Genomic DNA, 19,353 nt, shown 5'->3' with positions numbered 1-19,353 from the left:
TCAAGACAAGCACGACTGAACCTATTTGTAAACATCTCGAACAAATCACCCTAGGATATGGAACTAAATTACAACACATCGCTCTTGGAGGCGAAAAATCCTTACACCACGCCCCTTGACGGCAGATCAGGCGAGGTATTAGTTCGGCATATTGACTAATTGGATTGAGGCCCATGCCAGACGCCCCCTCATCGCCCGTTGCGCGACAGCAATCCGTGCGCCTTGTGGTTGAGCGCCTGCTGCGTGATCGCTCGGTATCGCGCGCCGAAATCGCCCGCAGCACGGGCCTGTCCAAGCAGACCATCTCCGAAGTGATGCGTGATCTCGAGCGCGACGGCTGGGTCCATGAGGACGGTCAAATCCAGGGCAGCGTGGGGAGAAGCGCCGTCACCTATGCGCTCCGGCCGGACGCCGCCTTCGTGTTGGGTATCGACCTTGGCGGCACAAAACTGCACGTCGCACTTGCCGATCTGCACGGTGAGATCGTCGCCGAGAGCATCGAACCGACATCCTGCGACGGCGGCGCTGCCGTGGTCGCACAGATCGATCGCATGAAGGATGCCCTGCTTCAGCGTGCGTCCGTATCGGCGCAACGCTTGCGCGGCGGCGTGATGGGAAGTCCGGGGATGGTCGACCCCGCGTCGGGCAGCATCGCCATCGCGCCCAATATCCCCGGACTGGATAGCCTGGACGTGAGGGCCGCGCTGCGCGAACGGCTCGGAATCGACGTCGCCATCGAAAATGACGTCAATCTCGCCGCAATCGGGGAGCATTGGCGCGGCAACAGCCGCAAGGCGCGCAGTTTCGCCTTCATCGCAGTCGGCACCGGCATTGGCATGGGCATCTTTTCGGACGGTTATCTCGTGCGTGGTGCACGCGGGGCGGCCGGCGAGATTGCCTACCTGCCGCTTGGGGGCGATCCCTACGATGCGCGTGGCCTTCGGTTCGGCACCCTGGAAACCGCGATCGGCAGCGCCGGCATTGTCGAACGCTACATCGGGCTCGGCGGCGCGCCCGGCAGTACCGTGCGCGATGTCTTCGATCGGCTCGCGGTCGAGGAGGCGGCACGAGTGACGATCGACGAAGTCAGCCGGATCCTCACGACCGCGATCCTGGCGGTGCACAGCATCCTCGATTCGGAAATCATCATCATGGGCGGCAGTATCGGCGCGCGGCCCGAGTTGAAGGTCCGGATCGATGAACATCTGGGACGCTGCATGCGCGAGCCTGTTCGTATCGAGCTCAGCGCGCTCGGCAATCGCGCCACGCTGATCGGCGCGATCGGCAGCGCGATCGACCTCGTGCATCGCTCGCTGTTTGGCATCGGCAAGGATGCGGGCCCACTGGCTCTTCCTTTCACGGCAGCAGATGTCGCGGCATGAGAGAGCAGGCGCCGAGAATCGAGATTGTCGGCAATGCCGCCGCCGTCGCGGAACGAGCAGCCGCGCTTGTCATCGCGCGGCTGCACGATCGACGGCCGGTTACCCTCGGTCTTGCGACCGGAGCGACAATGGCGCCGCTCTATGCCCGCCTTGTCGCCGCGACCCGCGCCGGCCTCATCTCATTCCGAACGGTGTCGAGTTTCAACCTCGATGAATATGTGGGCGTCGCCCCCCAATCGGCCGGAAGCTTCCATGCCTACATGCAGCAGCATTTGTTCGGGCATGTGGATATGGAAGCCGGTCGGGCAAAGATCCCCGATGGCACGGCCGACGACGTCGCCGCCGAGGCCGCGCGCTATGAGGCGCAGATTGCGGCTGCCGGGGGCATCGACCTCCTGCTCCTCGGCATCGGCGCCAACGGCCATATCGGCTTCAATGAGCCAGGTTCGGATTTCGCTTCACGTACCCGCGAGGTCAGACTCGATGAAGCAACCCGCATCGCGAATGCCATTAATTTTCCCGATCCGGCGTCGGTTCCCGAACGTGCGATCACAATGGGCATAGCAACAATCCTGGAGGCTCGGAGCATCCTCCTGATCGCCAAGGGGCCGGAGAAAGCAGCCGCACTCGCAGCCGCGATCGAGGGTCCGATCACAGCAGCTTGTCCTGCCTCGGCACTCCGCCTGCACGGCAACGTCGATATCCTTTGCGATGAACCGGCTGCCGGAGCCCTCGCCACGCGGCCCCACAACAACAATCGGAGAAGGGCATGAGCTGGGGACAGCGCGATTTCATGGTGCCGGGGCGCTCACTGGCGGTGGGCGACCGGGGCATGGCCGCGACCTCTCATCCGGCCGTCACGCTCGCTGCGGTCGAGATCCTGCGCAGTGGCGGCAATGCGGTCGATGCCGCCATTGCCGCGATCGCCCTCCAGGGTGTCATTGATCCGCATATGACCGGCATCGGCGGCGACTGTTTTGCGATCTATGCTCCCGCCTCCGGCAAGCCCGTCGCTGTCAACGGCTCGGGCCGAGCGCCGGCGAAGGCCGAACTCGGCTGGTTTCGGCAACGCGGGCTGGCGTCGATCCCGGACGATTCACCCCATGCAGTCACAGTTCCGGGTGCGGTCGATGCCTGGTGCCGCCTCTCTGGCGACTATGGTTCAAAAGGCCTGGACGAGGTTCTGGCGCCGGCGATCCGCGCGGCCGAGACCGGCTTTGTGGTGACGCCCCGCGCCGCGCTGGATTGGGCACGCTACGCCGATCGCATCGAACGACATCGGACTGGCGTACCGGTCTATCTGCCCGGTGGCGCTGCGCCCGCCGTCGGTAGCAAGCTCAATCATCCCGCACTCGGCGCGACGCTGCGCCGGATCGCACGCGAGGGGCGCGCCGCGTTTTACGAAGGTGCCGTCGCCGAAGAAATCGTCGCGACATTGAAGGCGCTGGGCGGAATGATGCAGCTTGAAGATCTCGCAAGTGCCCGATCGGAGTACGTCGAGCCGATCAGCGCCGACTACCGCGATCATCAAATCCTGCAATGTCCGCCTAACGGACAGGGCGTCGCGGCGCTGCTGATCGCCCGCATCCTTGCCGGCTTCGACATGGCCAATCCGGCGCTCGGCGAGGCGGATCGCATTCACCTCCTTGCCGAGGCAACCAAGGCGGCCTACCGGCAGCGCGACGCGCTGGTAGCCGATCCGGAATTCCGTCCGCTCGATGTCGACTCGCTGCTCTCGGAGTCGTCAGTCGCGGCATTGCGCTCCTCCATCGACCGGAAGCGTGCCGGCGCATCAGCAGATTTTGACATGCCTGTTCATCGTGACACGGCTTACGTTGCGGTCGCCGACCGCGACGGCAACATGGTATCTTTCATCAATTCGCTTTTCTTCGCGTTCGGCAGCGGCATCTACGCTCCGCGCGCTGGCGTGCTATTACAGAACAGGGGTTCGGGATTCTCCCTTCTCGAAGGACATCCCAATGCGATTGCGCCGCGAAAACGTCCCTTTCACACCATCATTCCGGGTCTGCTGGCGAAGCATGGCAAGCCGATCATGGCCTTTGGCGTGATGGGTGGACAATACCAGGCGGCGGGACATGTGCAGATCCTGAGCGGCGTGCTCGACCGTGGGCTCGACATTCAGCAGTCCTCGGATGCGCCGCGCAGCTTTGCGTTTGATGGTACGCTGAGCCTCGAACCCACGATTCCCGGCTCCGTCGCCGACGAATTGATTGCGCGCGGTCACCGCGTGATCAGGGCGGACGAACCGCTCGGAGGCTGTCAGGCCGTGCACGTCGATCTTTCCAGGGGCGTCATTCTCGGCGCGTCGGACCATCGCAAGGACGGCATTGCACTGGCGGCGTGACCAGGATGAGAAAGACGTGATGTCGGATCGGGCAGCATGAGCGAGACAACGGAGGCGATCCTGTCGATCGAGCGGCTGACGCTGGCGCTGCCCGCCGGCGGAGATCGCGCCTCTGCCGTCGAGGACGTTTCGCTTGCCCTGTATCCGCGGCAAATCCTCTGCGTCGTCGGTGAATCCGGCTCCGGTAAATCGGTCTGCGCCTCTGCCGTAATGGGCCTGCTGCCCAGGGCTATTCGCCCGGTTGCAGGGGCCATACACTTTGAGGGACGCGATTTGCTGAACCTCCCCGCAGCAGAATGGCGGACGTTGCGCGGGCGACGCATTGCGATGATCTTCCAGGAACCGATGACAGCGCTCAATCCTGTGATCAGGATCGGCGACCAGATCATGGAAGCGTTCGAGGCGCACGGACAATTCACGCCAACTGAGCGGCAAACCCACTTGCGCGCCCTCCTCGAAGAGGTAGGCATGCGCGACCTCGAGCGGATCATCCATAGCTACCCGCATCAGTTGTCGGGTGGCCAGCGTCAGCGTGCCATGATCGCAATGGCCCTTGCGCTCGAACCATCGATCCTGGTCGCGGACGAACCAACCACGGCACTCGACGTCACGACACAGGCACAGATCCTTCGATTGATCCGGGACATTCAGCAGCGGCGCGGCATGGCGGTGCTGTTCATCACCCATGATTTCGGCGTCGTCGCCGACATCGCGGACCGCGTCGCGGTCATGGAGAAGGGTCGCGTCGTCGAACAGGGATCCGTGGAGGACGTGCTCGAACGCCCGCAGCATCCCTATACGCGCCGGCTGCTCGCCGCGGTGCCCGGCGGGACCCCGCCGGTCCGGGCCCGGGTCCAGGACGAACCGATCGCCTGCGCCGCGACCGGACTTGCGAAGATCTATCGTGGCAGCGACTGGTTCAGCTCGCAGACCGAGGTCGCAGCCGTAAAGAATGTGACCTTCGAAATCCGGCGCGGCGAGACGCTCGGCCTCGTCGGAGAGTCCGGCTCGGGCAAGAGCACGATCGGTCGGCTGGTGATGCGTCTCACCGACGCCGATGCGGGCGTGGTCCGTATCGGCGAACTCGATTTCTCCAAGGCTCGCGGTGCCCGCCTGCGGGCCGCCCGCAAGCATGTCCAAATGGTGTTCCAGGATCCCTTCGCCTCGCTCAATCCACGCCGCCGCGTCGGGCGAATTATCGCCGACGGGCCGATCGCGCACGGCGTCCCGCCGGCGCAGGCCTTCGCGCGTGCCGAGGAACTGCTGGCGCTCGTGGGTCTCGACCCGAGCGCCGCGCGACGCTTTCCGCATGAATTCTCCGGAGGGCAACGCCAGCGGATCGGAATTGCGCGCGCGCTGGCGCTCGACCCGGAGGTGCTGGTGGCCGACGAACCGGTGTCAGCGCTCGACGTCTCTGTCCAGGCGCAGGTGCTCACCTTGCTCGAGACATTGAAGGCGCGGCTGCGGCTGGCAGTGCTGTTCATCACCCACGATCTCAACGTCGCGGCCCAGGTCTGCGATAGGATCGCAGTGATGCGCCTCGGAGAAATCGTCGAGATCAGGCCGACGGTAGATCTGCTGGAACGGCCGGAGCATCCCTACACGCAGGCACTGCTGGCCGCGATCCCGGGCAGGCAACGCAGAACGTCCACGTCGGTCTGAACCACCACATTTTCATTGAAGGAGGTCTCTGACATGCAGAAGCTCACGGAACTTCCAATGCTGCGCATCGGCCTTGTCGGCAGCGGCTTCATTGCCGCGTTCCATCTGCAGTCCATGCTCGGCGTGCGCAACGTCAGCGTCGGCGGCGTCTACAGCCGTTCCGCCGAACGGCGGACGCGCATTGCCGACAAGGCGCGCAATCTTGGCCTTGGGCCGGCGCATGTGTTTGACAGCATCGAGGCGATGGCAATGTCCGGCGAGGTCGATGCGCTTTGGCTGCTGACGCCGAACGACAGCCGTCTCGACATCATGCGCGAGATCCACCGCGTGACCAAGGCCGGGGCTCCCCTGCGCGCCATTGCTTGCGAAAAGCCGCTCGCCCGCACGCTTGCCGAAGCACGGGAAATGCGCAGGCTCGTCGAAGATGCAGGCCTGCTTCACGGTTATCTGGAGAACCAGCTTTTCTCGACCGCGGTGATGCGCGGCAAGGACATCATCTGGCGCCGAGCCGTACCCGGAAGTGGACGCCCCTATCTCGCGCGTGCCGCCGAGGAGCATTCAGGACCGCACGAGCCATGGTTCTGGCAAGGCGACAAGCAAGGAGGGGGCGTGCTCTCCGACATGATGTGCCATTCAGTCGAGGTCGCACGCTTCATGCTGACCGCGCCCGGCGCAAAGCGCGACTCCTTACGGCTGGTCAGCGCCAGCGCCACGACGGCCAATCTCAAATGGACGCGCCCCCACTACGCTGCCGACCTCAAGAGGCGAATGGGTGTCGATTTCACCAAACGTCCGGTCGAAGATTTTGCGCGCGGGATACTTACGATGGAAGATACCGACGGGCATCAATTGATGATCGAGGCGACAACCTCATGGGCATATGTCGGTGCCGGCTTGCGCATCCAGCTTGAATTGCTTGGTCCCGAATATTCGATGGAGTTCTCCTCGCTCTCGACTGGCCTCAAGGTCTTCCTCTCCCGCGCGATCAGCGGATCAGAGGGCGAGGATCTCGTCGAGAAGCAGAATTCCGAGCAAGGTCTGATGCCGGTGGTCGAGGACGAAGCCGGCATCTACGGCTACACCGACGAGAACCGCCATATGGTGGAGGCATTCAGGCGAGGCATGAGTCCGGCAGAAACCTTCGATGACGGGGTCGGCGTCATGGAAATGCTTATGGGGCTCTATCGCTCCGCGGAGCTTGGCCGGACGATCCATTTCCCCGATCCCGAACTCGAACACTATGTTCCTCTCGTGGCTCGCTGACGGCATGAAGCCTTGTCCTTCAGGCCGAGGAGTCGAGATCACCGACGAGAAGCTCGGCTTCAACATCGTGTCTTCCCGAGGATGGCGCGCTGCTATTTCGCCAAGCGGAACTTCCCACCCTCGACCTTGATCAAAAAGGCTGAGCGTTCATCATAGCCGTTGTGGTCGGTCTTGCTCATGTTCGATAGCCCGTTGTTGAGATAGACGTTCTCCCCGCGCTCGAGTTCGTCCCGCAGAGCTGCACGAAACTCGGGCGTGCCCGGCTTCGTCGTCTTCAGCGCGTTCGGAGCAGCTTTCCCGATCAGCGCGACGACATCCCAGAGGTGAGCCGCGAACATATTGGGCTTCTGACCGTTCACCGCCTCATAGGCGGTCACGAACTGCTCCGTGGCGTGACGGAACGGATCTCCTGCCGGAAGATCGGCCGCAATGGTAAAGGCCTCACCGGCGAAAATAGCGCCTTCGACGGTCGCGCCTCCGAGCTTGATGAACTCCTCGCTGGCCACGCCATGCGTCTGAAAGATCTTTCCGGTGTATCCGCGCTCACGGAGCGCCTGTTGCGGCAGGACCGCCGGGGTACCAGCAGAAGCAATGAAGACGGCGTCAGGATTCGTCGACATCACCTTCAACGCCTGGCCGGTGACGCTGGTATCCGCACGCGCGTAGACTTCATGTGTGGTCACCGTCAGACCCAAGGTCGGCGCAAGGCGGCTCACCTCCTTATAGTAACCTTCGCCATACCCATCCGAAACACCGATAAATCCAAGCGCCTTCGCGCCGGATTTCGCGATGTATTTCAGAATGGCGCTCGCCATCAGGTCATCGTTGGGGACGACCTTGAAGGCCCAGGCCCGTTTGTCGTCCAGCGGCTGAACGATGGCGGTGGCGGCCGCAAGCGATAGCAGCGGCGTCTTCGACTCCAGCGCGACGTCGAGCATCGGCATGGTCACCGGCGTCAGAGAAGACCCGACCAGCACGTCGACCTTGTCCTGGATCACGAGCCGGCGCGCGTTCTGGATCCCTTTGGTGGAATCAGACTCGTCGTCCAGGATGATGTAGGTCACCTTCTCTCCGCCGATCTCTTTTGGCAGAGCTGCGACAGTCTTGAGCTGGGGTTGCCCCAACGCAGATCCCGGGCCGGTGGCCGAAATCACAATTCCGACTTTAATTTCCGCATGCGCCGCGTATCCATAAAGTACGCAGGCCACAACAAGACAAACTCGCGTAAAACCGATAGTCATGTAGCTCCTCCCTGTCCGCCCCGGTGCTTCGGCCAGTTGCATCGGACCCGCGGGGCAGCATCAAGGACCCGGAGGAGATCGTCCGATGTTCGAGCCCTGTCCCGGGGTTACGAGCAACCAGGCGAGCGACCCTAAGCGGATCGCAGGGCTGTGTCTGTCCCTATGCCTAGGGACAAGGACCCGCGTATCAAGCCAGGCGCTGGCCCAAGCCGCAGGAGTACGGTTCATTGCGTATGTTTTGCTTCGGACTATTGGCCTAACAGCTTCCTGATACCTGCCAAACCGGCACGCAGGAACGGATCTGAGTGGATGTAGAAATATTTGACGCCGCGCTCAAGCCAGCTCGGCGCGATGCGAGCGCGGCGCGCCTCGATCAGGCAGAATGGGGATGCGACCTTACCAATAGTCCATGCCTGCGGCCGCCGGATGCGGTCAAGCTATCGGCCCGATCGTGCGATCGGGCTACTCAGCCGAGGCGATCATCGATGTAGCGCCTGAGCGCGGACGCGGCATTCAGCATATGCGCACGCATTCGGCGGGCTGCGGTCTCTCCGTCACCTTCCGCGATCGCCTGCATGATGGCGTCATGCTCGTCGCGGGACTTGCGAATGCGATCGCCCTGCCGCAATTGGGTGCGGCGGAAGGCGCTGAGCCGCGAACGCACGTCCTGCGCCTGCTCGGCGAGAAATGAGTTGTGCGTTGCGCGGTAGATGCATTCGTGGAATTCGCGGTTGAACGCGTCATAGGCATCGACATCGTTGGCCTCGACCATCTTGAGCGAGGCGTCATGAAGCTCGATCAGATGGCTGCGCTCGAGCGGCGTCATGCGGTAGGTCGCGAGCCTGACGCACATGGCTTCCACCTCGGCGCTGGTCTCGAACATGTCCATGATGCGCTCCGGCGTCATGCGCGCAACGACGAGGCCGCGGCGGCCGCGCACCTCGACGAGGCCGCTGACCACGAGCTGGCGAAGCGCCTCCCGCACCGGCGTGCGGGAAGCTCCAAAACGATCGGCAAGCTGCTGCTCTTCCAGGGCCGAACCGGCGACGAGCGCACCTGAGGCAATCTCGTCCGTAAGCGCATTCCGGATGCGATCGGAGAGCAGCCCGCCATCGTCCTCCGCGTCGACCGCGACCTTCAATACTTCTGCCATTCAGCCTCCCGTGATCGCGCGCACCGCGAAGTAAAGGATCGAGGGCGCGACCAGGCATCCGAGCCCGGTGTGGAATGTCGCCGTCAGCGCACCGTAGGGCACCAGACGTCGGTCCGTCGCCGCCAACCCTCCAGACACGCCGCTGACCGTTCCCATCAAGCCGCCAAACACCATCGCGCTACGCGGATTGTTCAGGCCGATCATCTTCGCCACAAAGGGCGTGCCGATCATGACGATCACTGCCTTGAATACACCGGTCGCAATCGAGAGCGCAATAACCGGTGAGGATGCGCCGATCGCCGCACCCGTGACCGGGCCCACGATGTAGGTGACCGCACCGGCGCCGATCGTCGTCAACGATTCCGCGTCAGTGTAGCCAAACGCCGCGGCGACGAACACGCCGAGAATGAACGGCACCACCGTTCCCAGTCCGAGTGCGACCGCACCGATCACCCCGGCCTTGCGCGCATGGACGACATCGACCTCGAAGGCGGTGGCGACGATGGCGAAATCGCGCAGCATCGCTCCGCCCATCAGGCCGATCCCGGCCAGGGCCGGCAGGTCGGCCACGCCCTTCTCGCCGCCGGTGGAGATGCCTCCCCAAAAGGCCAGCGCAAGGCCCAGCATGATCGCAATCGCCGAGGCGTGAATGCGCCCGAAGGTGAGATATTTCGAGATCGCTCCGGAGATCCACATCAGGATTCCGACGACCGCGAACGCAGTGATCAGCGCATTGGCGGCGAGAATGTGAGACATCATGATCATCCGATCCTCCCGGACTTGAAGTGGGGCACAGGTGCAGCGAGCGCCTCGGCCTCTCGCGCCTCGATCTCGTCCATGGTCTCGACACGACCGCTGAACCGGCCGATCAGGGCCACCATCGCGAAACACACCGCGACCGCGCCGATCCCCGCAATGACGACGATCGGACCGCCTTTTGCCGCGGCGACCACATTCTGCTGCGCGGCCATGGCGACCACGATCGGAATGTAGAAGCTGCCCCAGAACTCGACGCCGGTCTTGAGCCCGTGGCTGAGTATGCCGTGCCGCACCAGCCAGAGCCGGGCCGCGATCAAGAACATCATGGCGATGCCCACGCCGCCGACATTGGCCTTCACGCCGAGGGCGACGCCGAGCAGGTCCCCCAGCAGGCCCCCTAAGAGGGTGCAGATCGCGAGCAGCGCTACGCCGGAAATGGTCACGGGCGCCTCCCCTCGGCGAGCAAGGCACGATCCCCAGGACGTGGACTATCTGCATGCATTCGCATCGCAAATTCCCTCCTGTGTATGCGAATATCCATCACTTATGGGTTAATGTATACATTAATTGACAAAGGTAGGCAATACGCATACATTGGGGCAATCGAAAGCCAACCCCGCATGCCAAGGAGCCGAAATGAGCGATTGGGGTATTCAAAAGGCCGCCCTGGCGGAGCGCCTGGCGGCCGGCGGCCAGCACGCGAAGGGCAAGATGGTGCCCATTGCCAACCTGCCTGCATTCCTGAGGGCGGTGATCCGGTCAGGGGACCGGGTGTGCCTGGAGGGCGATAATCAGAAGCAGGCCGACATCCTCGCCTCGGCGCTCGCGAACCTCGACCCCCAGGATGTCCATGACCTGCACATGGTGCAGTCGGGGGTGGTCCTGCCCGCCCACCTCGACATCTTCGACAAGGGAATCGCGCGGCGCCTCGACTTCTCCTATTCGGGCCCGCAATCGGCCCGCATCGCGCGCATGCTGTTCGGCCGCAGGATCGAGCTCGGGGCCGTGCACACATACCTCGAGCTGTTCGCCCGGTATTTCATCGATCTCACGCCGAACGTCGCACTCATCGCGGCGGTGAGCGCCGACAAGGACGGCAATCTCTATACGGGGCCGAACACCGAAGACACGCCGACGGTGGTCGAGGCGACGAGCTACAAGAACGGTCTCGTCGTGGCGCAGGTCACCGAAATCGTCGACAAGGTGCCGCGCGTCGATATTCCCGGCGACCTCGTGCATTTCGTGGTCGAGGCCGGCCGCCCCTTCTATGTCGAGCCGCTCTTCACCCGCGACCCGGCTGCGATCACCGAGACCCAGATCCTGACCGCAATGCTCGCGATCAAGGGCATCTACGCACCCTACGGCGTGCGCCGGCTCAACCATGGCATCGGCTTCAACACCGCCGCGATCGAGCTGCTGCTGCCGACTTATGGCGAGAGGCTCGGCCTCAAGGGCAAGATCTGCACCCATTTCGCGCTCAATCCGCATCCCACGATCATTCCGGCGATCGAATCCGGCTGGGTCGACCAGATCCACTGTTTCGGCTCGGAAGTCGGCATGGAGGATTACGTCGCGGCGCGTTCCGACGTCTTCTTCACCGGGCCCGACGGCTCGCTGCGATCGAACCGCGCCTTCTGCCAGACGGCGGGCCTCTATGCCTGCGACATGTTCATCGGATCGACGCTCCAGATCGACCTCGAGGGCCACAGCTCGACGGTGACGACCAGCCGCATCGCCGGCTTCGGCGGCGCGCCCAACATGGGCTCCGATCCGCGCGGCCGGCGCCACCCGAGCGAACCCTGGCTCAAGGCCGGCGCCGAAGCCGATCCCGACTCCAACGCGGCGCTGCGCCGCGGCCGCAAGCTGGTGGTGCAGATCGGCGAGACCTTCGGCGAGCGCAATGCGCCGCTGTTCGTCGAGCGGCTCGATGCGCTCGATCTGGCACGCGAGCTCAAGCTCGATCTCGCGCCGGTCATGGTCTACTCGGACGACGTCACCCACATCGTCACCGAGGAAGGCATCGCCAACCTCTTGATGTGCCGTAGCAAGGACGAGCGCGAGCAGGCGATCCGCGGCGTTGCCGGCTACACCGACATCGGACGCGCGCGTGATGCGAAGCTGGTCGAACAGCTCAGGCAGCGCGGCGTGATCCAGCGCCCCGAGGATCTCGGCATCGATCCGCTCGACGCCGACCGGCGCCTGCTGGCGGCCCGCTCGATCAAGGACCTCATGCTGGCCTCCGGCGGTCTCTACCGCCCGCCCAGCCGCTTCCGCAATTGGTGAGGAGTTTTGCATGGAAAAGCTCAGCTTCAGACTGACGGCCCCGAGATGCGCCGGCGGCACCCGCACCCAGGCGATCGTCGGCGTCGTCGCCTCCGGCAATCTCGAAGTCCTACTGGAACGCGTCTCGCCGGCAGATGTCTGCACCATCGACATCGCAACGGCCGCTCATGGCTTCGGCATGGTCTGGGACGCCGTGGTCCGCGACTTCGTCGCGCGCCGCTCTGCCGGGGGCTTACGCATCTCCATCAATGACGGCGGCGCGAGGCCTGACACAGTGGCGCTGCGCCTTGCGCAAGGCGTCCGCAAGATCGAGGAGCCGGAACGATGACAGCGACCACAGCCGACAATGCCTCGCTGAGCTGGTACGAGGCCAGCGCCCGCCAGCGCATCGACACGCTCGTCGACGCCGGCAGCTTTGCCGAACTCATTGGCCCCGAGCTGCGCGAGATGAGCCCGCATCTGGCAATCTTCGACCTGCCGGAACAGTTCGACGACGGCATCGTCGTCGGGCGCGGCCGCCTGGACGGCGCGCCCGTGCTCGTCGCGGCGCAGGAGGGACGCTTCATGGGCGGTGCCTTCGGCGAGGTCCATGGCGCCAAGCTCACGGGCCTCTTGGGCGCCGCGCGTGCGCTTCATCACGACGTACTGATCCTGTTCGACACCGGCGGCGTGCGGCTTCAGGAAGCCAATGCGGGCGAGCTCGCCATCGCCGAGATCATGCGCGAGATCATCGAGGCACGGCGCGCCGGCGTCAACGTCGTCGGGCTGATCGGCGGACGCGCCGGATGCTACGGCGGCGGTAGCCTGATCGCCGGCACCTGCTCGCGCCTGATCGTATCCGAACAGGGGCGGATCAGCGTCAGCGGCCCCGAAGTGATCGAGACCAACAAGGGTATCGAGGAATTCGACTCGCGCGATCGCGCGCTGGTGTGGCGCACGATGGGTGGCAAGCATCGCTACCTCATCGGCGGCGCTGATGCGTTCGTCGACGACGAGGCGCAGGCGTTTCGTCAGGCGGCGGTCGACGCGCTCAAAGCCAACAGGCGATGCGACGTGGCGGTGCTCGAAGCCGAGCAGACGCGCCTCGAGCGGCGATTGCAGCGTTTCGGCGAGGCCGAGGACGCCGTCGAGATCTGGCAGACGCTTAGCATCGACCAGCCGACCCAGATCCCCGCACTTCCGACCGGCGCATTTCTTCGCGCGGCAAGCAACAGGGAGAACGCCGATGACGCTCGATGACATCCTGGCCAGTCTCTTTCCAAACGGCAGCAAGATCGCAACCACGGGCGCGATGATCGCGGGACAGGCGATTCTGCCCGATGGAGGTCCCATCCACGTGCTCGGCATCACGCAGGGTCAGCCGCTCGGCGTCGACGAGGCGATCGTGCTCGCAGGGCGCGTGATCGAGATCGTCAAATCCGGCGATCGCGCGCCGATCCTGGTCCTGGTGGATTCCGCCAGCCAGCGCATGAGCAAGCGCGACGAGCTGCTGGGGCTCAGCGAGTACCTGTCGCATCTTGCCAAGGCCCTGCTGCTGGCGGAAGCCGAAGGACATCGTACCGTCGGCCTGCTCTATGGCGGCAGCGCGGCCGGTGCGTTCATCGCCACCGCGCTCGCCACCGCTACGCTGGTGGCGCTGCCCGGTGCGCATCCCGCGGTGATGGACCTGCCGTCGATGGCGCGGGTCACCAAGCTGCCGATCGATGTGCTGAAGGCCAAGGCGGAAGCGACGCCGGTGTTCGCGCCCGGCCTCGACAACATGGTGCAGACCGGCGGCATTCACGCCGTCTGGGATGAAAATGCGCCTTTGGCGCCGCAGCTTGCGGCCGTGCTGCAACGGCCGCAGGGAGAGGACGATCGCGCGCGGCTCGGCGCCGAGCGTGGCGGCCGGCGGAAGGCGGCCGAGATCGCCGACCGGGTTGGCACACTCGCGGCAGCCGCGCATCAGGAGGCGCCACATGGCTGAAGCCCTCCAGCGCCATACGATGGTGACGGCCTCGGCCACCGGCTGGGCCGCCGCGATGAGCCGAAATCCCGCGCTCGCCAGCGAGCCGATTATCAAGGGCTGGGCGCGCGCCGGCCGCCCGCTCGTGGTTCGCAGGCCGGCCTGCAACGATCCCGCAGGCATGATTCCGCTCGGAATGCCGCTGCCGCCGAGCCACGGCAAGCGGCGTATCGCCGTCGCGCTCGCCCCCGGCGAACTCATCACGCATGCTCCGCCGCCATTGCTGGCGGATGCGGCAACATCGGCGCCCGCGTCGTGGCGCCAGACCATCGACCTGCTCGTCCGCCTTCTGCCGGAGACGCGCACATTCGGCAGTCTGGCCTGGCAGCATCTCACCGGCCTGCCCTATCTGTCCGATGGATCGGACCTCGACCTGCTCTGGCCGCTGTCGTCGGCGAGGCACGCGAACACCCTACCGTCCGACATCGCGCGGATCGCAGAGACGGCGCCGATGCGGCTCGACGGCGAGATCGTCTATCACGCCGGCGGCGTGCAATGGCGCGAGCTGACCGGCGCTAACGAGGACGAAGTCCTCGTCAAGGGCGCGGCCGGCGTTCATGTCACCACGCGTGCGGCGTTTCTCGCGGGTGGCGCGTCATGAATGTCGCGCTGAGATGGCAAGCGCCGCCGCAACGCGCGCTCCGCGCGGAGCAGCTCGGTCATCTCGCATCGCTGTGCCTGAAGCTCGAAGTAGAGACCTATCCGAAGCCGGGGCTCGTCAGCCACGTCGACAACGGCGCGCATCGCGATATGGACGCCGGGCTCCTGTGCCGAAGTGCCGACACGCTGGCTCCGTTCTTCCACGACCTCGCAGCCGCGGGCGCCGAGGGCGCCGGCATGGACCGGTTGCGCGCGATCGGGGTTGCGGCGGAGCGCGCGATGTTGGCGGCGACCTCAGGTGTGAACACGCATCGCGGCGCGATCTTCGGACTGGGTCTGCTCTGCGCCGCGGCCGGGTATCGCGGCGCTCTCGGCATTCGCAAGCCGCTCGGCGAATTGGTGTCGCAACGTTGGGGCGACGCCATCTACGCAGGCCCGATATCCCTGCGCAGCCACGGCGCCGTGGCGTCACGTCGCTACGGCGCCGGCGGCGCCAGGGCGGAAGCGGCTTGTGGCTTCCCCTCCGTCTATGACATCGCCCTTCCCGCGCTGCATGCGGCGCGGACGATCGCGCCTCGGGATGAGGAGGCGGTTCGGGTTCAGACCTGCATGGCGCTGATCGCAGATGTTGCCGACACCAATCTGTTGCACAGGGGCGGAGTTGACGGATTGCGCTTCGCGCAGGCCAGCGCATCCGCGTTCCTTGCCGCGGGCGGAATCGGTTGCCCAGGCTGGCGCAAACACGCCGACGGCATTCACCAGGCGTTCGTCGCGCGCAATCTCAGTCCGGGCGGATCGGCAGATCTGCTCGCCATGGCTCTGTTTGTGGACGCTCTCTTCGTTGATCGGCTGGCCCCCTGATGCTTGCACTGCTCTGCGGCGGACAAGGCACCCTGTCGGACAATATCTTCGATCTCGTCGCCGATCGGCCTGCTGCGGAATCGGTCTTCGCCGCTGCGACCGCTTGTCTCGGCGAAGATCCGCGGAAGTTCATAAGGACGCGCCGCGCGGACGAGCTGTCCGCCAACCATGTCAGCCAGATCCTAACCGTCACATCGGCGCTCGCGATCCACGCCTGTATCGCGGACTTGCTGACTGAGGGCACCGCTGTCACGGGCTACAGCGTCGGCGAGATGGCGGCCTGGAGCGTTGCGGGAATATGGACCGCCGCCGAAGCGTTGCGACTGACCGATATCCGCGCCCGATTGATGGACGGCGTGGCGGGGCCGGATGGGCGGCTCGGCTATGTCCGCGGGCTCGAACGAGCCACGCTCGAACACCTGCTCGAGACGCACCGCTGCGAGATCGCAATCAGGAATCCCGGCCTTCTTGTCGTGGTTGGAGGCGCGGAGTGCGATGTCATCGCCCTCTGTCAGGAGGCGACGACACAGGGCGCCGCCCGCGCCGGTCTTCTCGCCGTCAAAATCGCCTCGCATACGACGCGTCTCGAACCGGCCTGCACGCCCTTGCAGCAAGCGCTTGCGACCAGCAGACGCGCTCCTGTCGCAGACCATCGAACCCTCCTCGCAGGGGATGGCGGCGAGCGCATCTTCTCCGTGACCGATGCGACAGCAAAGCTCGCATGCCAGATCGCGCGCCCGATCGACTGGGCGGCGACGCTGGAGGCTCTCGTAGAGCTCGGGGTCGATCAAGTCCTGGACCTCGGTCCAGGACACGCGCTTGCCGAGATGACGCAAGGCTTCCATCGATCGATCCGCTGCTACGCCGCCGACGGATTTCGCACGATCGATGGTCTGCGAAACTGGGTTGTTTCCGAATAGGCAGGGCGCCCGGCGGCTCGCGATTGAGCGAACGCATGAAATTTCTCGAGAGAACTCGCCCTCGACAAGAGAAGCCTCCAGATACTCACCGCGATCGGTGCTGAAAGCTGTGGTGTTGAGCGACGCCAGGCATTGCCCCATAAGCCCTGTTGGGCCCAAACCAGGGAGCCGCGCCGCCAGGGAGCTCGAGGCCCATTCTGCCTGCTGGCGTCAACTCGCCGCTGGCAAGCGAATAATAGCTGGGGCAGCAGCGCGGCCCACCGAATGGTTAGACTCGCGCTCAAGACGGAGACAAGCCCCAAAGCCATCAGCAGCATGCCAAGCCAGGTCCAAACCCGTCCGTCATCGCCCGCCTCTGCGGCGGAAAAGGCGAGCGGCGCCGCCGAGGCGGCAACCACGTCACTGGCGGCTGGCGCCGCCGCAAGGAGTGCCTCCACGTCGACCTGGCGCGGCGTGAACTCGTCGGCCGTGAGCGGGTCGCGTTTGGAAAGGGGGGCCGGCGACGCGCGGGTTGCGATCCCGGTGGCGAGGACGGGATTGGCATCAACCACCTGCGCGGGCACGGACGGGCTCGGCCGGGACGTATCCGCAGGTGCGGAGCGCGGCAGCTCCGCGCGCGCATCCACCACCGTCTTCCGCTTGCGCGCCGCGGTCTGGTTCTCTTCGGCCGCGGCGACACGATGTTTGGTGGCGCGTTGCTGAACCGGCTTCTTCGCCCTCTCAGTTCCTTCGGCGATCTGGAACCAGCATCTGCGCTGGCCTTCCACCCGATAGACCCAGTGCTGGCCATCGGCGGTCGACTTGCCGGGCCGCGTCAAGCACTCTGCTTCCGCGGAAGCGGGCGCAGGGGCTGTGGCGGGACCGGCATTGAAGAGTTCGGAAAGAGGCGTCGAAAACGCGGATGATGTCGAGAGACCTGCAATAAGCGTAAAAGCGGCGCAATAAACTCGCAAATGACCGGACATGGAAAACCCCGGTGTTGCGCCCCTGCCCGGACGGGAGCGTTGGCCGTGACCTAGGTCGCAATGCGACTTAAATCCGGCAACGCCGTGGATTCATTTTGGCCGCAGGCGATCTGGCCGTCAGCTCGATTGTCCATTTTCGCCATCCTCTCAAGGTCGCACTTTCAAGCATCGGCCCACGCAAAGTTGCAAAGGCTGTTTACCCGAACGGATGTAGCCGATGTTACGGGTGCCAGACGAAGCGCTATATCCGAACTGACGACTGGGCATTCGACCTTCCCGGGATGACAGTCTGTCCGGAGTGCAGAACCCGTCCGATCGCGCGGAGCGATTGCGATGAGGGAGGCTACGATGGATTTTTCGCGGATGTCGGATGGAATCCGGCTGCATCACGCCTCCCATCGCCACGATGGGTACGATGGTGACGACGAAGCGGGTCCGGCACCGAGCGCACCGTTCCTGACTGACGCGGTTGGCGGTGGCGCCCTGGTCCATGGTCCCCGCCCGTTTGCAGGTCAATTTGCAGATTCTGGAGCGCACCCCGCGAGCGCGAACACCCAGCACAATGACTCCGACCCGATTCAATCCAAACATCCCACGTCGGTGGGCGACACGGGCGGCCACGTCGGCAACCACGCTGCGGCGGGCCTGGATGTTTCGTCCAACACGCCCGCTTCCGGCGCATCACATCCCGGGATGGGCATTGCTGCGGTCGAGAGCGGAGCCAACACGGCCGGAAACGGCGGAGATGGCTACTTCTACGGAAGCATCATTCACGCGTCCCTGTTGATCTATCAACCGATCAACATCTCGGTGAGCTTGGGATACGGCTCGGTCGCCCTGGCCAACCAGTCCAACAATTTGAATGTCGATCAATCCGCTTTTCAGATGGCCGGCGTCGGCGGCCATGGCGGCAATGACAACATTGCATCAGGCGGCAGCGTCAGTACGTCCTTAGGCGCCGGCCTGATCGCGAGCGGCGACAACGGCGCCGGAAACGGCGGCAGCGGCTATTTCTCGGGTGCGATCGTGGACGCTCCCGTGGTGATCTATCATCCGATCAATATTGCGGTGGCAGCCTCGAGCGGCACTGCGCATGCAAGTCAATCGAACACGGTGGACATCGATCAATCGGCTATTCAGATCGCGGGCGTCGGCGGAAGTGGCGGACATGGCAACGTAGCCGTCGGCGGCAGCGTCATGACGCTCGACCCCGGCTGGGGATCAAGCAACGGAGGCGGCGTCTTTGGCGTTCAAACGGGCGGAAGCCAGGCCGGCAATGGCGGCGACGGCGTGTTCTACGGTGAACTCGTCCATACCTCGTTTGTAGTGTACAACCCGATCAACATCGCAATCGCGGGCTATGGCTCCAGCACTTACGCGGTCCAGATAAATGATGTCTCCGTGGATCAATCCGCGGTTCAGATCGCTGGCATTGGCGGGCACGGCGGCAACGACAACGCCGCAGCGGGCGGCCATGCAAGCCTTCTCTCCCATAATCTGTGGGGCGGCTCCGATACGATCGCGACCGGTTCGAACAGCGCAGGCAATGGCGGCAACGGCTATTTTGCCGGCAGTCTGATCGACGTCAGCGTCGCGATCTATGCACCCATCAACATCGCAATCGCAGGTCCCCATTCGACGGCCGTAGCCGATCAGGTCAACAACGTGCACATCGACCAGAGTGCGGTCCAGATCGCCGGCGTTGGCGGGGACGGCGGCCACGGCAATCTCGCACTGGGTGGCGATGCCGCGCATCTCTTGTCGGATCTTCACCTGGTGGCATAGCGAAACGTCGCATCGCTCGCATAGCCGATCGCATCGCGGCACGCGCCGTCGCCACTCTTCGCATGCAAAGCCTGCGCAGAGGCGCCTCTCCTGACGAAATGTCGTACTT

18 protein-coding genes are annotated in these 19,353 nt (G+C 64.5%); 13 read left to right on the top strand and 5 right to left on the bottom strand.

Annotation, left to right across the window (positions count from 1 at the left end):
* Window positions 1–173 precede the first annotated feature (173 nt).
* The 5 genes from AB7290_RS11730 to AB7290_RS11710 are packed head-to-tail and all read left to right on the top strand — an operon-like array spanning window position 174 to window position 6,672.
* Complete coding sequence (locus AB7290_RS11730; RefSeq protein WP_354096543.1) at window positions 174–1,382, top strand: ROK family transcriptional regulator; 1,209 nt, start codon at window positions 174–176, stop codon at window positions 1,380–1,382.
* Window positions 1,379–2,155: a glucosamine-6-phosphate deaminase gene (gene nagB, locus AB7290_RS11725; RefSeq protein WP_231142809.1), complete on the top strand. Its 777-nt coding sequence runs from the start codon at window positions 1,379–1,381 to the stop codon at window positions 2,153–2,155. The genes AB7290_RS11730 and nagB overlap by 4 nt, the downstream gene beginning before the upstream one ends.
* On the top strand, window positions 2,152–3,747 hold the full coding sequence (ggt, locus tag AB7290_RS11720) for a gamma-glutamyltransferase (protein ID WP_283017297.1): 1,596 nt from the start codon (window positions 2,152–2,154) through the stop codon (window positions 3,745–3,747). The genes nagB and ggt overlap by 4 nt, the downstream gene beginning before the upstream one ends.
* A gap of 36 nt (window positions 3,748–3,783) precedes the next feature.
* A complete protein-coding gene (locus AB7290_RS11715; protein ID WP_231142813.1) occupies window positions 3,784–5,409 on the top strand; it encodes a dipeptide ABC transporter ATP-binding protein in 1,626 nt (541 codons plus the stop codon).
* 33 nt (window positions 5,410–5,442) lie between these two features.
* A complete protein-coding gene (locus AB7290_RS11710; protein WP_028149204.1) occupies window positions 5,443–6,672 on the top strand; it encodes a Gfo/Idh/MocA family protein in 1,230 nt (409 codons plus the stop codon).
* A 92-nt stretch (window positions 6,673–6,764) separates the two neighbouring features.
* Here AB7290_RS11710 and AB7290_RS11705 read toward each other — a convergent pair whose 3' ends face one another.
* From AB7290_RS11705 to madL, 4 genes are all read right to left on the bottom strand, one after another.
* Window positions 6,765–7,913, bottom strand: coding sequence for an ABC transporter substrate-binding protein (locus AB7290_RS11705; protein ID WP_283017298.1), 1,149 nt, complete (start codon window positions 7,911–7,913; stop codon window positions 6,765–6,767).
* Window positions 7,914–8,379: 466 nt separating this feature from the next.
* On the bottom strand, window positions 8,380–9,066 hold the full coding sequence (locus AB7290_RS11700; protein ID WP_085402438.1) for a GntR family transcriptional regulator: 687 nt from the start codon (window positions 9,064–9,066) through the stop codon (window positions 8,380–8,382).
* Window positions 9,067–9,831 (bottom strand): malonate transporter subunit MadM, encoded by a 765-nt coding sequence (madM, locus tag AB7290_RS11695; RefSeq protein ID WP_063981840.1) that lies wholly within the window; start codon window positions 9,829–9,831, stop codon window positions 9,067–9,069.
* Window positions 9,828–10,268: a malonate transporter subunit MadL gene (gene madL, locus AB7290_RS11690; protein ID WP_028149209.1), complete on the bottom strand. Its 441-nt coding sequence runs from the start codon at window positions 10,266–10,268 to the stop codon at window positions 9,828–9,830. Before madL ends, madM begins: the two co-directional genes overlap by 4 nt.
* A 193-nt stretch (window positions 10,269–10,461) precedes the next feature.
* Between madL and mdcA the strand changes: the two genes are divergently transcribed.
* Genes mdcA through AB7290_RS11655 form a run of 7 tightly spaced genes read left to right on the top strand, consistent with a single transcriptional unit; the run spans window position 10,462 to window position 16,494 of the window.
* The gene (gene mdcA, locus AB7290_RS11685; RefSeq protein ID WP_283017299.1) at window positions 10,462–12,108 is read left to right on the top strand and encodes a malonate decarboxylase subunit alpha; all 1,647 of its coding nucleotides are present in this window, start codon (window positions 10,462–10,464) and stop codon (window positions 12,106–12,108) included.
* A 10-nt stretch (window positions 12,109–12,118) separates the two neighbouring features.
* Entirely contained in the window at window positions 12,119–12,436 is a 318-nt protein-coding gene (mdcC, locus tag AB7290_RS11680) for a malonate decarboxylase acyl carrier protein (RefSeq protein ID WP_071911406.1), read from the top strand.
* Window positions 12,433–13,347: a biotin-independent malonate decarboxylase subunit beta gene (locus tag AB7290_RS11675; protein ID WP_283017300.1), complete on the top strand. Its 915-nt coding sequence runs from the start codon at window positions 12,433–12,435 to the stop codon at window positions 13,345–13,347. Before mdcC ends, AB7290_RS11675 begins: the two co-directional genes overlap by 4 nt.
* Window positions 13,334–14,074, top strand: coding sequence for a biotin-independent malonate decarboxylase subunit gamma (mdcE, locus tag AB7290_RS11670; protein ID WP_354096545.1), 741 nt, complete (start codon window positions 13,334–13,336; stop codon window positions 14,072–14,074). The genes AB7290_RS11675 and mdcE overlap by 14 nt, the downstream gene beginning before the upstream one ends.
* The gene (gene mdcG, locus AB7290_RS11665) at window positions 14,067–14,714 is read left to right on the top strand and encodes a malonate decarboxylase holo-[acyl-carrier-protein] synthase (protein WP_283017302.1); all 648 of its coding nucleotides are present in this window, start codon (window positions 14,067–14,069) and stop codon (window positions 14,712–14,714) included. Before mdcE ends, mdcG begins: the two co-directional genes overlap by 8 nt.
* Entirely contained in the window at window positions 14,711–15,574 is an 864-nt protein-coding gene (gene mdcB / locus AB7290_RS11660) for a triphosphoribosyl-dephospho-CoA synthase MdcB (protein ID WP_283017303.1), read from the top strand. The genes mdcG and mdcB overlap by 4 nt, the downstream gene beginning before the upstream one ends.
* Window positions 15,574–16,494 carry an acyltransferase domain-containing protein gene (locus AB7290_RS11655; protein WP_354098183.1) on the top strand — a complete coding sequence of 307 codons (921 nt, stop codon included), beginning with the start codon at window positions 15,574–15,576 and terminating at the stop codon, window positions 16,492–16,494. Before mdcB ends, AB7290_RS11655 begins: the two co-directional genes overlap by 1 nt.
* Here the strand turns inward: AB7290_RS11655 and AB7290_RS11650 are convergent.
* The gene (locus tag AB7290_RS11650; protein WP_283017305.1) at window positions 16,434–17,459 is read right to left on the bottom strand and encodes a hypothetical protein; all 1,026 of its coding nucleotides are present in this window, start codon (window positions 17,457–17,459) and stop codon (window positions 16,434–16,436) included. The genes AB7290_RS11655 and AB7290_RS11650 overlap by 61 nt on opposite strands.
* 348 nt (window positions 17,460–17,807) lie before the next feature.
* On the opposite strand from AB7290_RS11650, the gene AB7290_RS11645 reads away from it, so the two are divergent.
* Entirely contained in the window at window positions 17,808–19,244 is a 1,437-nt protein-coding gene (locus tag AB7290_RS11645) for a hypothetical protein (RefSeq protein WP_283017306.1), read from the top strand.
* Window positions 19,245–19,353 lie beyond the last annotated feature (109 nt).

Source organism: Bradyrhizobium sp. 613_E4_N2_2, from assembly GCF_052075995.1.
Lineage (GTDB): Bacteria > Pseudomonadota > Alphaproteobacteria > Rhizobiales > Xanthobacteraceae > Bradyrhizobium > Bradyrhizobium barranii.
Note: the sequence above shows the minus strand (reverse complement) of the source record. Positions and strands in the feature narration are given on the sequence as shown.